15 protein-coding genes are annotated in these 15,289 nt (G+C 60.1%); 7 read left to right on the forward strand and 8 right to left on the reverse strand.

The features are described from left to right. Nucleotides 1–250: 250 nt before the first annotated feature. Complete coding sequence (locus ACEN8Q_RS31525; protein WP_085715321.1) at nucleotides 251–712, reverse strand: MarR family winged helix-turn-helix transcriptional regulator; 462 nt, start codon at nucleotides 710–712, stop codon at nucleotides 251–253. 67 nt (nucleotides 713–779) lie between these two features. Next, a complete protein-coding gene (locus ACEN8Q_RS31530; protein ID WP_413704227.1) occupies nucleotides 780–1,736 on the reverse strand; it encodes a LysR family transcriptional regulator in 957 nt (318 codons plus the stop codon). Nucleotides 1,737–1,847: 111 nt separating this feature from the next. Between ACEN8Q_RS31530 and ACEN8Q_RS31535 the strand changes: the two genes are divergently transcribed. Next, nucleotides 1,848–2,597, forward strand: coding sequence for a sulfite exporter TauE/SafE family protein (locus tag ACEN8Q_RS31535; protein ID WP_413427929.1), 750 nt, complete (start codon nucleotides 1,848–1,850; stop codon nucleotides 2,595–2,597). Here ACEN8Q_RS31535 and ACEN8Q_RS31540 read toward each other — a convergent pair. Beyond that, nucleotides 2,587–3,441: a LysR substrate-binding domain-containing protein gene (locus tag ACEN8Q_RS31540; RefSeq protein ID WP_413427930.1), complete on the reverse strand. Its 855-nt coding sequence runs from the start codon at nucleotides 3,439–3,441 to the stop codon at nucleotides 2,587–2,589. The two genes, ACEN8Q_RS31535 and ACEN8Q_RS31540, sit on opposite strands and share 11 nt — an antisense overlap. A gap of 95 nt (nucleotides 3,442–3,536) precedes the next feature. Between ACEN8Q_RS31540 and ACEN8Q_RS31545 the strand changes: the two genes are divergently transcribed. Continuing rightward, a complete protein-coding gene (locus tag ACEN8Q_RS31545; protein WP_413427931.1) occupies nucleotides 3,537–3,752 on the forward strand; it encodes a DUF1127 domain-containing protein in 216 nt (71 codons plus the stop codon). Nucleotides 3,753–3,832: 80 nt separating this feature from the next. After that, nucleotides 3,833–5,062 (forward strand): winged helix-turn-helix domain-containing protein, encoded by a 1,230-nt coding sequence (locus tag ACEN8Q_RS31550; protein WP_413427932.1) that lies wholly within the window; start codon nucleotides 3,833–3,835, stop codon nucleotides 5,060–5,062. A 123-nt stretch (nucleotides 5,063–5,185) separates the two neighbouring features. On the opposite strand, the gene ACEN8Q_RS31555 is transcribed toward ACEN8Q_RS31550, so the two are convergent. Next, complete coding sequence (locus ACEN8Q_RS31555; RefSeq protein ID WP_413427933.1) at nucleotides 5,186–6,532, reverse strand: class II 3-deoxy-7-phosphoheptulonate synthase; 1,347 nt, start codon at nucleotides 6,530–6,532, stop codon at nucleotides 5,186–5,188. 150 nt (nucleotides 6,533–6,682) lie between these two features. Here ACEN8Q_RS31555 and ACEN8Q_RS31560 point away from each other — a divergent pair, with 150 nt between their 5' ends. Continuing rightward, nucleotides 6,683–7,438, forward strand: a complete 756-nt coding sequence (locus ACEN8Q_RS31560) for a spermidine synthase (protein WP_413427934.1) — start codon at nucleotides 6,683–6,685, stop codon at nucleotides 7,436–7,438. A gap of 100 nt (nucleotides 7,439–7,538) precedes the next feature. On the opposite strand, the gene ACEN8Q_RS31565 is transcribed toward ACEN8Q_RS31560, so the two are convergent. Then, nucleotides 7,539–8,330 (reverse strand): crotonase/enoyl-CoA hydratase family protein, encoded by a 792-nt coding sequence (locus ACEN8Q_RS31565; protein WP_413427935.1) that lies wholly within the window; start codon nucleotides 8,328–8,330, stop codon nucleotides 7,539–7,541. Between the two features lie 422 nt (nucleotides 8,331–8,752). On the opposite strand from ACEN8Q_RS31565, the gene ACEN8Q_RS31570 reads away from it, so the two are divergent. Continuing rightward, complete coding sequence (locus tag ACEN8Q_RS31570; RefSeq protein ID WP_007973525.1) at nucleotides 8,753–10,426, forward strand: DEAD/DEAH box helicase; 1,674 nt, start codon at nucleotides 8,753–8,755, stop codon at nucleotides 10,424–10,426. Nucleotides 10,427–10,628: 202 nt separating this feature from the next. Here the strand turns inward: ACEN8Q_RS31570 and ACEN8Q_RS31575 are convergent, their stop codons facing one another. Further along, entirely contained in the window at nucleotides 10,629–11,396 is a 768-nt protein-coding gene (locus ACEN8Q_RS31575) for a DODA-type extradiol aromatic ring-opening family dioxygenase (protein ID WP_413704228.1), read from the reverse strand. Nucleotides 11,397–11,498: 102 nt separating this feature from the next. Between ACEN8Q_RS31575 and ACEN8Q_RS31580 the strand changes: the two genes are divergently transcribed. After that, the gene (locus tag ACEN8Q_RS31580; protein WP_413428662.1) at nucleotides 11,499–12,155 is read left to right on the forward strand and encodes a thiopurine S-methyltransferase; all 657 of its coding nucleotides are present in this window, start codon (nucleotides 11,499–11,501) and stop codon (nucleotides 12,153–12,155) included. Nucleotides 12,156–12,209: 54 nt separating this feature from the next. On the opposite strand, the gene htpX is transcribed toward ACEN8Q_RS31580, so the two are convergent. Then, nucleotides 12,210–13,100: a protease HtpX gene (gene htpX / locus ACEN8Q_RS31585; RefSeq protein WP_046043402.1), complete on the reverse strand. Its 891-nt coding sequence runs from the start codon at nucleotides 13,098–13,100 to the stop codon at nucleotides 12,210–12,212. A 316-nt stretch (nucleotides 13,101–13,416) separates the two neighbouring features. Then, nucleotides 13,417–14,628: a pyridoxal phosphate-dependent aminotransferase gene (locus ACEN8Q_RS31590; RefSeq protein ID WP_008017190.1), complete on the reverse strand. Its 1,212-nt coding sequence runs from the start codon at nucleotides 14,626–14,628 to the stop codon at nucleotides 13,417–13,419. A gap of 226 nt (nucleotides 14,629–14,854) precedes the next feature. On the opposite strand from ACEN8Q_RS31590, the gene msrB reads away from it, so the two are divergent. Beyond that, complete coding sequence (gene msrB, locus ACEN8Q_RS31595; RefSeq protein WP_322616287.1) at nucleotides 14,855–15,250, forward strand: peptide-methionine (R)-S-oxide reductase MsrB; 396 nt, start codon at nucleotides 14,855–14,857, stop codon at nucleotides 15,248–15,250. The last annotated feature ends 39 nt before the right edge of the window (nucleotides 15,251–15,289 follow it).

Here is a 15,289-nt window from a genome sequence, read left to right on the forward strand (position 1 = left end):
AAACCTGAAAAAAGCCAAAGGCTATGGGGTGGTTTTGGTTGGAAGTATTGAACTAGAGCTTTTGAGGGGAATTTTTCAGGAGTAGATGGCGAACCCGATTTTTCGGCCCAACGCAAAACAAATGTGGGAGCGGGCTTGCTCGCGAAGGCGGTGCTTCAGTCAACATAGGTGTTGAATGCCAAGCCGCTTTCGCGAGCAAGTCGGATCGCCGCACCGCCGCTCCCACAGGGGATTTGTGGTGAATTGGAGACTACAGGCTGTCTTGCAGGTGGCTGCGCAGCGCTTGCAGTTCCGCTTGCAGGTTTTGCAGGCGCTCCAGAGTCATCCCGCTGGCGCCGAGGATGCACTGGGGAATATCGCGGGCCTTGTCGCGCAACGCCCGGCCCTGTTCGGTGAGTTCGACGATCACTACGCGCTCGTCTTCACGGCTGCGGGTTCGGCTGAGCAGGCCTTCGGCTTCCAGGCGCTTGAGCAGCGGTGTCAACGAGCCTGGGTCGGTCAGCAACCGCGTGCTGATTTCGCCTACGGTCAAACCGTCCCGTTCCCACAACACCATCATCGCCAGGTATTGCGGGTAGGTCAGGCCCAGCGCTTGCAGCAAGGGTTTGTAGACCTTGGTCATCATCAGCGAAGTGGAATGCAGTGCGAAGCAGGCCTGATTGTCCAGCAGCAGGTTGTCGCAGTTGTCCGGAGTGTTGCGCTCGGTGGTCATGTCGAAGCCTTGATCTGTGATCTCAGGAATCTAGCGGGCGAATCTTTAATGCGCCAGATAATTCTGATCAGTGCCGTTGCAAATGGGTTTGCAGCTCCAGATCCCAGGGCGGAACCGGGCTGAAGCGGGTTTTCAGGTACTCCAGCAACAATCGACTGCGGGAGTTGGGCTGTTGTTCCAGGCGCAACGCATAGATGCCGGCGCTTTCCGGTTTCTGCAGGCCGCTGTCGCAGAACAGCGGCAGCAACTCACCGCGCAACAGGTACTCGCTGGCCAGCCAGGTTGGCAGGTGCGCGATACCCAGTCCGGCTAATGCGCCGCATACCAGTGCCTCGGCATTGTTGGCGCTCATGCGGACCCGCGCCGGTCGGTGCAACTGCATTTGCCCGTCCCGCTCGAAACGCCAGGCGAAAAGCGGGGCCAGGCCATCCCAGTCGAGTCCGTCGTGTTCGATCAGCTGTGACGGATCGGTCGGCACGCCGCGACGCCGCAAATAATCAGGGCTGGCGCAAGCGATACGCACCATGCTCGCCAGTGGCGTGGCGACCAGCCGGGTATCGGCCAATTGCCCGGCGCGCAGTACCAGATCGACCTTGCCAAGGTTCTGGCCCTGCATGTCGACGAAACTGTCGATCAGGTGCAGTTGCACGTCGAGACCCGGATAGAGCATGAGGAAATCGGCAATCACCGGTGCCAGGTGCCGACGCCCGAAGGCTGCTGGTGCATCGATGCGGATCAGACCTTCCGGCGCGCTGCTCAAGGAAACCGCTTCGGCCCGGGCCAGGCGCAGCTCGGCGACGATCCGCCGTGCTCGCTCGGCAAAGGCCAATCCCGCCGGGGTGGCGCGTACCGCATGAGTGCTGCGGATGAACAACTGACTGCCGACCGCGTTTTCCAGGCTGTCGATACGCCTTGCCACGGCCGAAGGGGTCATCGGATGACGGCGCGAGGCGGCGGAAAAACTACCGGTTTCCAGCACATCAAGGAACAAGGCCAATTGGTCGGTCAATTGATTGGGGTTCATGGCGGGTCTGCGCTTGTGCGAATTTGGCACAGCCATTGTGCGTCGCTGTGCGTTTCCGCGCTAGAAGCAACTGCGTAGGATCAAAGGCCTGACAGCAACGGGGAAAATGCTGTGATTGATTTCTTGATGTATCTGGTGTTCGGCGCTGCGTTGGGCACGCTCGGCGGGTTGTTTGGCATCGGCGGCGGCCTGATTGCCATTCCATTGCTGGGCGTGCTGTTCGGGCTCGACCAGCAGATTGCCCAAGGCACAGCGCTGGTGATGGTGGTGCCGAACGTGATGCTGGCGCTGTGGCGCTATCATCAGCGCAACCGGATCGAACTGCGCCACGCGTTACCGCTGGCCAGCATGGGGTTCTGCTTCGCCTGGCTCGGATCGATCTGGGCGGTGGGCATTGATGCACAAACCATGCGCATAGGCTTTGTCGCCTTTCTAATCGCGCTGTCGGCGTACAACCTCGTTCGCATGTTCGTCGCGAGCGCACCCGCGGCTTCGCAGATGAATTACTCATGGCCCTGGCTGGGCCTGCTTGGCGCTGCATCCGGCACGATGGGCGGGTTGTTCGGCGTGGGGGGAGCGGTGGTGGCGACACCAGTGCTGACCAGTCTGTTCGGCACCAGCCAGGTGGTTGCGCAGGGGTTGTCGTTGGCGCTGGCCTTGCCGAGTACGGGGGTGACGCTGGTGACTTACGCCGCGCACCATCAGGTCAGTTGGGTGATCGGTTTACCTTTGGCGGTCGGGGGGCTGATGAGCATCAGTTGGGGCGTGAAAGTTGCCCACGCTTTGCCGGAGCGGCTGCTGCGCGGGCTGTTTTGTGGATTCCTGGTGTTCTGTGCGGTGATGCTCGCCTTCAAAGTTTGAAGCCTTCAACGATGTGTTCGGCCAGGCATTCGGTGATCGGTGACGGGTTATGCAGGTTGCGCACGAGCATGATGCTGGCTTCGGGCAGCAGCGGCAGGTCTTCGGCTTCACCGAGGATGCGCATGTCCGCGGTGATCAGGCTTTCAAGCTGCGCGGTGACTGCCAGGCCGGCGCTGACCACGGCCATGATCGCCGACAGGCTGTCGCTGTTGTACGCCACCCGGTAATCGCGCCCCTGGGCATCCAGGGCATTGCAGGCCCACTGGCGGCAGAAGCAATCACTGTTGAACATCGCCAGCGGCAGCGGGGTCTGCTCATGAGCGCTGTAGCATTGCGCCTCGGCCCAGACAAAGCGTTCCTTGCGCAACAGCTGGCCGATTTCGCTGCCCGGTTCACGGGTCACGATGGACAGGTCCAGATCTTGTCGCATCAACAGCTGTTTCGATGATTCGCAGTGCACTTCTATCTGAATCAGCGGGTAGGACTGGGCAAATCGGCGCAGAATCCCCGGGAGGAATCGCATCACATAATCGTCCGGCGTACCGATGCGCACTGTGCCGATCATGTCGGGCTCACGCAGGGTATTGAAGACCTCACTGTGCAGCTTGAGGATCCGCCGCGCATAACCCAACAACACCTGGCCTTCGGCCGTCAGTCGCACCTGCCGTCCGTCGCGCTGGAACAACTGGCGCTGCAGCACATCTTCTTCCAGTCGTTTCATCTGCATGCTGACGGCTGACTGGGTGCGGTTGACCATTTCGCCAGCGCGGGTAAAACCGCCCTGGTCGGCGATGGCGACGAAGGTGCGCAACACTTCGGTATCGATACTCGGGTAGGCGGACATCCATCAATCTCCGAGATATGTGACATCAGAAACATTCGTTGGATTGATCTTAGACCCGGCGCGAGACTGGAGCCATCCAAACGGAGGGCAACAAGATGAAAGGTCAACACGAGTTCCATGGTGCAGAAAAACACTCGATTCACCTGATTTCCGATCTGCTGCACAAGGTCGGCCGCTGGTACGAACTGCATCGCGAGCGCGAACTGCTGGCGAGCTTGAGCGACGAAGCACTCAAGGACATCGGCATGAGCCGTGCGGATGTGGAGAACGAGTCAATCAAACCGTTCTGGAATGATCCGATGCATAAATGACTCGATAATTAATTGATGAAAGCCACGCTACACAAACCCCTTACCGGTGAGGTAGGTTGCGAGCAGACAAGGAGATGCCCATGCCCGCAACATTGTCCTTTACCCTCAAACAGGCTCGGCGTCTGGCGCTGGCCGCCCAAGGGTTCAACGGGCGGCAGCCGCCAGCGGCGATCAAGGCTGTCGCGCTAAATCGCCTGATCGAACGGCTGGGCATTTTGCAGATCGATTCGGTCAATGCGTTGGTGCGTTCGCACTACCTTCCGCTGTTTTCCCGCCTCGGCAATTATTCTTCCGACTTGCTCGACCAGGCTGCCTGGAGTCAGGGCCGTCGACGAACACTATTCGAGTACTGGGGCCATGAAGCCTCGTTGTTGCCACTTTCCTTGTACCCGTTGATGCGTTGGCGCATGCAGCGTGCAAGTCGTGGCGAAGACATTTATCAGCAATTGGCGCGTTTCGGGCGTGAACAGCAAGACACGATTCGGCGGGTGCTGGCTTCGGTTGAGGAGCAGGGCGCGCTTGGCGCCGGGAGCCTGTCGACCCGTCAGGAACGGGCTGGGCCCTGGTGGGACTGGAGCGCGGAAAAGCATGCGCTGGAATGGCTGTTCGCTGCCGGTGAAGTCACCGTTGCCGGACGGCGCGGATTCGAAAGGCTCTACGATCTGCCGGAGCGGGTGATTCCTTCGACGATTCTTGCCCAACCTGAACTGAGTGAAGTTGACGCCCAGCGCGGCCTGTTGCGGCATGCGGCAACGGCCTTGGGGGTCGCTACGGAGAAGGACTTGCGTGACTATTTCCGCCTGAACCCTGTGGACAGCCGCCTGCGTCTGTCTGAGTTGGTCGAGGCCGGTGAATTGCTGACCTGCGAAGTTCAGGGCTGGCGACAACCGGCCTATTGTCTGCCCAAGCCAAAAGTGCCGCGCAAAGTCGCGGCCAGTGCATTGCTCTCGCCGTTCGATTCGCTGGTCTGGGAGCGCAATCGGACCGAGCGGCTGTTTGATTTCCGCTATCGGCTGGAGATCTACACGCCGCAGGACAAGCGCGTCTACGGTTATTACGTCCTGCCGTTTTTGCACAACGAACGGATTGCCGCACGGGTCGATCTGCGCGCCGAACGGGCGACCGGCCGTTTGGCAGTGCATGCGGTGCATGAAGAGGAATCCGGTCTGGATGACGAGGGGATGCTGGCACTGGCGGTCAATCTGCGGCAGATGGCGGATTGGCTGGGGTTGGCGCAGGTTCAGTTGAATTGCCCGCGGGCGAGTGCGGACAGGTTGCGGGTGGCATTGGCGCAGATTGATGGTGACTGAACTGACGCTTTCGCGAGCAAGCCCGCTCCCACATTGAATCGCGTTTGCTCGGGCAACTCGATCAACTGTGGGAGCGGGCTTGCTCGCGAAGGCGGCCTGTCAGGCAAGGAAGACCTTACTGACTCACCGCCGAACCTGCTTCAGTGTCTCGGCAATCAAAAACGCCAGCTCCAGCGACTGATCGGCATTCATCCGCGGGTCGCAATGGGTGTGGTAGCGATCCGACAAACCGTCCTCGGTAATCGGCCGCGCACCACCGATGCACTCGGTGACGTTCTGCCCGGTCATTTCGATATGGATACCACCGGCATAACTGCCTTCGGCTTCGTGCACCTGGAAGAACTGCTTCACCTCGCCAAGGATCTGCGCGAAGTCGCGGGTCTTGTAGCCGCTGCTGGCCTTGATCGTGTTGCCGTGCATCGGGTCGGAACTCCACAGCACCTGCTTGCCTTCACGCTGGACGGCGCGGATAAGCTGCGGCAGGTGATCGCCGACCTTGTTCGCGCCCATCCGTGCGATCAGGTTCAGGCGGCCTGGGTCGTTGTCCGGGTTGAGCATGTCGATCAGGCGAATCAGGTCGTCCGGGTTCATGCTCGGACCGACCTTGACCCCGATCGGGTTGTTCACCCCGCGCAGGAATTCGACGTGGGCACCGTCGAGCTGGCGGGTGCGGTCGCCGATCCACAGCATGTGGGCCGAGCAGTCGTAGTAATCATTGGTCAGGCTGTCGCGCCGCACGAAGGCTTCTTCGTAGTTCAGCAGCAGCGCTTCGTGGGCGGTGAAGAAGCTGGTTTCGCGCAGCTGCGGCGAACTGTCCATGCCGCAGGCGCGCATGAACGCCAGGGTTTCATCGATGCGGTCAGCCAGGTGGCTGTATTTTTCCGCCAGCGCCGAGTTGGCGATGAAGTCCAGGTTCCACTTGTGCACCTGATGCAGATCGGCAAAACCGCCCTGGGCGAACGCGCGCAACAGGTTCAGGGTGGCGGTGGACTGGTGATAGGACTGCAACAGGCGCTCAGGGTCCGGCACGCGGCTTTTTTCGTCGAAACCGATGCCATTGACGATGTCGCCGCGGTAGGCGGGCAGGGTCACGCCATCGATGGTTTCGTCGTTGGCCGAGCGCGGCTTGGCGAACTGCCCGGCCATGCGCCCGACCTTGACCACCGGGCAGCCGGCGGCAAACGTCATCACGATCGCCATCTGCAACAACACCTTGAAGGTGTCGCGAATTTTTGCGGCGGAGAATTCGGCGAAGCTTTCGGCGCAGTCGCCACCCTGCAACAGAAACGCGCGGCCCTGGGTCACCTCGGCAAACTGACGGCGCAACTCCCGGGCTTCACCGGCAAACACCAGTGGCGGATAGCTGGCCAGGGTCTGCTCGACCTGCTGCAAATGCGCGGCATCGGGGTATTGGGGTTGTTGCTGGATCGGCAGGGCGCGCCAGCTGTCGGGGCTCCAGGGTTGGCTCATCACGGTCTCTAGTGTTTTCGCTTGGACGTCCATGTTATCAGCAAATTAGTGCGTGACCTGTTCCCTTCGCTTCGCCGACAATCTCGCCTTTGCCGCTCTCTGCACGCGGTGTTATTGCGTTGCCGGCCCCGGTGACGATCAGGAGATGAAATGACTGAGGAGCGCGTCGAGCATCTGCTCGCCGAGGTACAGGACGAGTTCGGCGTGATTCGTGTGCTGGAAGTGGCCGATTACCGTTTTCTCGAGTTCGGTGATGCCATCGAGCAAAGCTGCGTGTTCACCGCCGATCCGAGCTGGCTCGAATACGACTATACCCGGGCGATGCTGATCGGCGCGCTGTGCCACGAGCATCCGGAAAGCGCACTGTTTCTCGGCCTCGGCGCCGGGACGCTGACTCAGGCCTGTCTCAAGTTCCTGCCGCTGGAAGATGTCGAAGCCATTGAACTGCGCCCGGACGTACCGCGCCTGGCCATTGAGTACCTGGGGCTGGATGACGATCCGCGCCTGTACATCCGCGTTGGCGATGCGCTGGAGTTGCTCGACACTGCCGAGTCAGCGGATCTGATTTTCGTCGACCTCTATACCGATGTCGGTCCGGGTGTCGGGCACCTGGCCTGGAGCTTCCTGGAAAACTGCCAGAAGCGATTGAATCCGGGTGGCTGGCTGGTCATCAATCAATGGGCTACCGATGATGGCAAACCCTTGGGCGCCGCGTTGTTGCGCGGTTTGTACCATCGACATTACTGGGAGCTGCCGGTGAAGGAGGGCAACGTGATTCTGATCGTGCCGTCGGAGCTGGATCAGGAACTGGACATGGACGGCCTGATCACCCGCGCCGAAGCGCTGGCACCGCGGCTGGGGTATTCGCTGGATTCGTTGATCAAGTGCATTCGCCCGGCGACCTGAGTTGTCAGTGATGGCCCGCTCCCACGGGGTCTTGTGGACACCGAAGATCCACTGTAGGAGCGAGCTTGCTCGCGATGGCTTTCTGACTGGCGATAAAGAGCTAAATCCCTTTGAACACCCCAGGCCGTCGCTCCACCATCGACCGCACACCTTCCTTGATATCCTCGCTAGCCATCAACTTCTTGACCAGCGCGGGCAATCCCTGTGCCGCTGCGGTTTCTCCTTCATACCGGGCCTGTCGCGCCGACATCAGCGTCGCCTGCACCCCAAGCGGTGCCTGACGGGCGATCCGCTCGGCCAGTTCAACCGCCCGGGGCAGCAAGTCCTCACTGGCCATGACTTCCTGCACCAGGCCCAAGTGCAGCGCATCACGGGCGTCGAATTCATCCCCGGTCAACAACCAGCGCATGGCATTACCCCAGCCGGCGACCTGATGCAGACGCAGGGTGGCACCGCCGAACGGGAAGATTCCACGCTGCACCTCCATCTGGGCGAACCGGGTGTTGCTGGCGCACAGGTTGATGTCGGCTGCCAGCATCAATTCGATGCCAACGGTCAGGCAATAGCCTTGGGCGGCGACGATTACCGGCTTGTTGACCCTGGGACCTGCGAACACCCCCCACGGATCGCAGCCGCCAGCGGGGACTTGCCAGCCTTCTGCGAGTGTGGCGCTGGCATTGACCAGATCCAGCCCGGCGGTAAAGTGCTCGCCATGACCGAACACCACCGCTACGCGGGCCTCGCTGTCGGCTTCGAACTCGCCATAGGCCAGGCTCAATTCGTTGAGCAGGTCGAGGTCAAAGGCGTTGCGCTTGGCCACCCGATCAAGACCGATCAGGAACACATGACCACGCCGTTCGCGGCTGACTCGACTGGAGCTGGGCTGATTCATGGAGCGATCCTCGGGGTAGGAAAGGCGTGCGGAGACCTGCGGTCTGCACGGCAAAGGGTGAACCGTTTTAGCGCCATCACCCGCAAGGCCGGGCCTTTGAAAAATAGACGGCTGACCGATTATTCGCAAAGCCTGTGACACAACGGTGTACCCGGTGGATTATCGATAAAAAAAGCTCCCTTTTTGGGCGAATTCCGGTATAGTGCGCGCCGGCCTTTAGCCGGGCCGCGTTTAGGTAGAGCAATTCCCCGAAGTCAGCTTCGGCTGCACGTCCGCACCGCGGACTCTCCTTGACGATTCTTTTCATTCATTCGTTTTCGCAAATCCCCGCCGACAAAGCTGCCAGGGCGACTCTTGAGTCTCAACACGGCATGCGCAGCTTTGGAGCATGGGTCTTTGCGGATGCACTTAGAGGCAGACCCATGACCCAGGAAATCGGCGGCTTCGCCGCTCTTGAACTTCATCCCAATATTGTCGCTGCAGTAGTCGCTACCGGCTATGAAGAGCCTTCGGCCATTCAGCAGCAGTCGATCCCGATCATTCTCGCCGGTCACGATATGATTGGTCAGGCGCAAACCGGTACCGGTAAAACCGCTGCCTTTGCTCTGCCAATTCTGCACCGCATTGATCCGTCCAAGCGCGAGCCGCAAGCTCTGATCCTGGCCCCAACTCGTGAGTTGGCGCTACAAGTTGCAACCGCTTTCGAAACCTACGCCAAGCAAATGCCGGGCGTGACTGTTGTGGCTGTCTACGGCGGCGCGCCGATGGGCCCACAACTGAAAGCAATCCGTAATGGCGCACAAATCGTTGTCGCCACTCCGGGCCGTCTGTGCGACCACCTGCGTCGCGACGAAAAAGTACTGGCGACCGTGAACCACCTGGTTCTCGACGAAGCCGACGAAATGCTCAAGCTGGGCTTCATGGACGACCTGGAAGTCATCTTCAAGGCCATGCCGGAAACCCGTCAGACCGTACTGTTCTCGGCTACCTTGCCGCAATCGATCCGTGCCATCGCCGAACGCCACCTGCGCGATCCGAAGCACGTCAAGATTCAGAGCAAGACCCAGACCGTTACCGCGATCGAGCAGGCTCACCTGCTGGTTCACGCTGACCAGAAGACTTCGGCCGTTCTCAGCTTGCTGGAAGTGGAAGATTTCGACGCCCTGATCATGTTCGTACGCACCAAGCAAGCGACCCTGGATCTGGCCAGTGCCCTGGAAGCCAAAGGCTACAAAGCCGCCGCGCTGAACGGTGACATCGCCCAGAACCAGCGTGAGCGCGTGATCGACTCCCTCAAGGATGGCCGTCTGGACATCGTTGTGGCGACCGACGTTGCCGCTCGTGGCCTGGACGTTCCACGCATCACTCACGTGTTCAACGTTGACATGCCGTACGATCCTGAGTCCTACGTTCACCGTATCGGCCGTACCGGCCGTGCCGGTCGCGAAGGTCGTGCGCTGCTGCTGGTGACTCCGCGCGAGCGCCGCATGCTGCAAGTGATCGAGCGTGTAACCGGTCAGAAGGTTGCTGAAGTTCGCCTGCCGGACGCTCAAGCCGTTCTGGATGCGCGCATCAAGAAGCTGACCAACAGCCTGTCGCCGCTGGTGGCCGAGGCCGAATCGACTCACGGTGATCTGCTGGATCGCCTGACCGCCGACATCGGTTGCAGCCCGCGTGCCCTGGCCGCTGCCCTGCTGCGCAAGGCAACCAACGGTCAAGCGCTGAACCTGGCCGCTATCGAGAAAGAGCGTCCACTGGTGCCGAACAATGCACCGCGTGGCGATCGTCCAGAGCGTTCCGGTGACCGTCCTGAGCGTGGTGACCGCGAGCGTCGCGCTCCGATGCCACTGGGCGAAGGCCGTGCACGTTGCCGTACCGCGCTGGGCGCGCGTGACGGTATCGCTGCCAAGAACCTGCTGGGCGCCATCCTCAACGAAGGTGGTCTGGCGCGTGAAGCGATCGGTCGCATCCAGGTGCGTGACAGCTTCAGCCTCGTCGAGCTGCCGGAAGATGGTCTTGAGAAGTTGCTGACCAAGCTGAAGGACACTCGCGTTGCCGGTAAGCAGTTGAAGCTGCGTCGCTACCGCGAAGATTGATCCGCTCTCGGGCTGATTGATCGAACATGAAAATTCCCCGACTGGTTCGGGGATTTTTTTTGCCTGCTTGTTTGTGGTCGGCGTTTGACTTGTGTTGCTGCCATTCGCGAGCAAGCCCGCTCCCACATTGGAGTGTGATCTCCTGTGGGAGCGGGCTTGCTCCGGGCGGCGTTCCGACGAAGGCCGCGACGCGGTCTGGCTGTCAGCCGAAGCGGTAAATGTCCATGCCCAGCGCACCCATGGTGAACCCTTGGTGGGCAATGCTGAACTCCCCCCCGGCCGCGCGGGCGAAGTACAGCGGCAACAAGTGTTCGTCGCTGGGATGGTTGCGCGCGGCATTCGGTGCTTGTGCGCGATAGTCGTGCAGCGCGGCTTCGTCGTTCGCTGCGAGCTTCTCGATCATCCAGTCGCGAAACGCCAGGGCCCAGGGCTCAACGCTTTCGGGACCGGCATGCCAGTCCAGTTCCCGCAGGTTGTGAGTGATGCTGCCGGAGCCGATCAGCAGGACACCTTGCTCGCGCAGGCTGGCCAGCGCGTGGCCAACGCGGGTCTGCAGGGCGGGGCCGCCACGGGTGGGCAGTGATACCTGCACAATCGGGATGTCTGCTTGCGGGTACATCAGCGACAGAGGTACCCAGACACCATGGTCGAAAGGTCTATTGCTGTCGATGCGTGCAGGAAGGTTGTTGGATTTCAACAGCTCGACTACCTCATCTGCCAGCTGCGGGGCGCCGGGAGCGGGGTACTGGACCTCGAACAGGGCTTTGGGAAAGCCACCGAAGTCATGCCAGGTTTCCGGTTGTGGATTGCCGCTGACCTGCAGCTCATTGCTTTCCCAGTGCGCAGATACAATCACGATGGCTTTGGGCTTCGGCATCGCAGTGGCCAGGCGGGCGAGTGCCGGCCCGCTGGCACCGGGTTCCAGGGCGAGCATGGGGGAGCCGTGGGATATGTACAGGCTGGGGAACATGAATGAGCTCCTGAGAGTTAAGATGCAACATCTTCAGTCAGATCATTAATCTAAATCTAATATAAGTTTTAGGGCGTTTTGATCGAATTTTCGGGGTTAATTATGCAGCCTGAGTTTTGGCACAAAAAGTGGGCGTCGAATCAGATCGGCTTTCACCTGCCGCAGGTGAACCCTCATCTGAAGCGGTTCTGGCCAGTGTTAAGCCTTGAAGAGGGGGCACGCGTGTTGGTGCCGTTATGTGGAAAAAGCCTGGATTTGCTTTGGCTCGCCCATCAAGGCCATGAGGTCTTGGGAGTCGAACTGTCGGAAAAAGCCGTCGAGGAGTTTTTCAGCGAACATGGCTTTGATCCGGCAGTGAGCGAGCAGGGGCCATTCAAGGTCTATCGGGCAGGTTCCATCGAGCTTTGGTGTGGCAATTTCTTTGAACTCACGGCCGGTGACACTGCTGATTGCTCCGCGCTCTATGATCGCGCCGCGTTGATTGCGTTGCCGCCGAAGATGCGTGAGCAATATGCCGCGCACCTGAATCGGATTCTGCCGAAAGAGTGTCGCGGATTATTGATCACGCTCGACTATGACCAGGTACAGATGGACGGACCGCCGTTTGCCGTACTGGATGATGAGGTGCAGAGATTGTTGGGCGGGTCGTGGGCATTGAAGGTTCTGGAGGATCAGGACGTGCTGAGTGAGAGCGAGAAGTTTCTGCAGGCGGGTGTCACGCGACTGGAAGAGCGGGTTTACCGGCTGACGAGCCATTAGCAAAAAAAAACGGGGCGATAAGATCGCCCCGTTTTGATTTCTGCAGCAGAAGTATCAGCTCCGACGACGAGCCAGGGCGTCGATACGCTCTTCCAGTGGCGGGTGGCTCATGAACATGCGAGCGAACCCTTGCTTGATGCCACCGTTGATGCCGAAGGCGTTCAGGGTGTCGGGCATGTGCACCGGCAGGCCTTGTTCCGCTCGCAGGCGTTGCAGGGCGCCAATCATCGCGGCGGTGCCGGCCAGGTTTGCGCCGGCTTCGTCGGCCCGGAATTCGCGCTTGCGCGAGAACCACATGACAATGGCGCTGGCCAGGATGCCCAGAACCAGTTCGGCGAAGATGGTCGCCACGTAGTAGGCAATGCCCTGGCCTTCTTCGTTCTTGAAGATCACTTTGTCGACGAAATTGCCGATGATCCGTGCAAAGAACATCACGAAGGTGTTCACCACGCCCTGGATCAACGCCAGGGTAACCATGTCGCCGTTGGCTACGTGGCCGATTTCGTGGGCCAGGACAGCTTTCACTTCATCCGGCGAGAAGCGCTCGAGCAAACCTTGGCTGACCGCGACCAATGCATCGTTCTTGTTCCAGCCGGTGGCGAAGGCGTTCGCCTCGTAGGCCGGGAAGATACCGACTTCGGGCATCTTGATCCCGGCTTCGCGGGACAGTTGCTCGACGGTTTGCAGCAGCCATTGCTCGTGACGGGTGCGTGGCTGGGTGATGATCTGGGTGCTGGTGCTCATCTTCGCCATCCACTTGGAGATGAACAGCGAGAACAACGAACCGGCGAAACCAAAGACCGCACAGAAAATCAGCAGCTGATTGAGGTTGAGGTCAACCCCATTGGCCGCCATGAACCCGTTGAAGCCGAAAAGGCTCAGGGTGATGCTGGCAATCAGCACGACCGCCAGGTTAGTGGCCAAGAACAGCAGGATGCGCATCATGGTTGTAGAAATCTCCTCATACTAAAGATGTAGCGTACTGCGGGGTATATAAGGTGCTGCACCGGGGTATTCAACCGGGTGACTATTTCAAACTGTGTCCTACGGCAACAGTCTAGCTGCTTGCAGGGCGTTTCCGGCGCGAGTGCGGGAAGTGTTTGTCAGTCAGTTCATGTCGAAGGCCCCGCCTTTGTCAGGCGCGAGCAAGCAAAGCGTTATCTGGCGGCGGGCAAAGCGGCAGCCAGCGGCGCAATGCAAAAAAGTGTTGCCGGATGAATCACCGTGCGACGTGCAGGAGCGTCGCACGGTGACTGGCCGCTTACTGGCGGTAGGACTTGAGGAAGCCGCCGATGCGTCCGATGGCCATCTCCAGGTCATCGACACGTGGCAGGGTCACGACGCGGAAGTGGTCTGGCCATGGCCAGTTGAATGCGGTGCCTTGAACTACCAGCAGCTTTTCGGAGAGCAGCAGGTCGAGGACGAATTTTTCGTCGTTATGGATCGGGCAAACCTTGGGGTCGATCCGCGGGAATGCATACAGTGCGCCCATCGGCTTGACGCAGCTCACGCCCGGAATGTCGTTGAGCAATTCCCAGGTGCGGTTGCGTTGTTCCAGCAAGCGGCCCGGCGGCAGCACCAGGTCATTGATGCTCTGATAGCCACCCAGGGCGGTCTGGATCGCATGCTGGCTCGGCACGTTGGCGCACAAGCGCATGTTCGCCAGCATGTCGATGCCTTCGATGTAGCTCTGGGCGTGGTGTTTCGGGCCGGAAATGGCGATCCAGCCGGAACGGAAGCCGGCGACGCGATAGGACTTGGACAGGCCGTTGAAGGTCAGGCAGAGCAGGTCGGGCGCCAGTGACGCGGTGCAGATGTGCACGGCATCGTCGTAGAGGATCTTGTCGTAGATCTCGTCGGAGAACACCACCAGATTGTGCTGGCGGGCCAGTTCCAGCATGCCCAGCAGTACTTCTTTCGAGTACACCGCGCCGGTCGGGTTGTTCGGGTTGATGATCACCAGTGCCTTGGTGTTCGGGGTGATCTTGGCCTTGATGTCGGCCAGGTCCGGCCACCAGTTGGCCTGCTCGTCGCACAGGTAATGCACCGGATTACCGCCCGAAAGGCTTACAGCTGCGGTCCACAGCGGGTAGTCAGGCGCAGGCACCAGCACTTCGTCGCCGTTGTTGAGCAGGGCCTGCATCGACATCACGATCAGCTCGGAAACGCCGTTGCCCAGGTAGATGTCTTCAATGCCGACGCCTTCTACCTGCTTTTGCTGGTAATACTGCATCACGGCCTTGCGCGCACTGAACAAGCCCTTGGAGTCGCTGTAGCCCTGCGCGGTCGGCAGGTTGCGGATCACGTCCTGGAGGATTTCGTCCGGCGCTTCGAATCCAAAAGGCGCCGGGTTGCCGATGTTCAGCTTGAGGATGCGATGGCCTTCCTCTTCCAGGCGCTTGGCGTGCTTGAGCACCGGGCCGCGAATGTCATAGCAGACGTTGGCGAGCTTGTTCGATTTGCTGACCTGCATGGCGATGTGTTCCCGAAAATGAACGATCCAGACGGCGTTTGAACAACCGTGCTGGGAATCCTGCGTATTCACACAGGCCTGACGCCTTGAGATGCAGCACCCATATTTCCGTTTGAATGCGCGTGGTCTGGCTGCCAGACTGGCGTTTGACGAGGCGCAATCATACGTGCCGCCCGATCCGTGGAAAAGGTACAGATCGGGCTTTTTCAGCCGCTGAGGTGTGATGATGGAAAAGTTGGAAAAAACCCTGGAAGAATGGAAGGCGATGCTCGATCCAGAGCAGTACAACGTGTGCCGCCTCAAAGGCACCGAACGACCGTTTTCGGGCAAGTACAACGACAGCAAGGTCGACGGTGTTTACCACTGCATCTGCTGTAACGAACCGCTGTTCGATTCCAGGACCAAGTTCGATTCCGGCTGCGGCTGGCCGAGCTTCTACGCGCCGATCGGTGACAGCGCCATGACCGAAATCCGTGATGTCAGCCACGGCATGATCCGCACCGAAGTGGTCTGTGCCAAATGCGACGCGCACCTGGGTCACGTTTTCCCGGATGGCCCACCGCCTACCGGCCTGCGTTACTGCATCAACTCGGTGTGCCTGGACCTCGTACCTCGCGAGTAATGCGAGCCCTGTAGGAGCGAGCTTGCTCGCGATGGTCGT

Origin of the sequence: Pseudomonas sp. Pseusp16 (assembly GCF_047324915.1) — a bacterium.
GTDB lineage: Bacteria > Pseudomonadota > Gammaproteobacteria > Pseudomonadales > Pseudomonadaceae > Aquipseudomonas > Aquipseudomonas fluorescens_CD.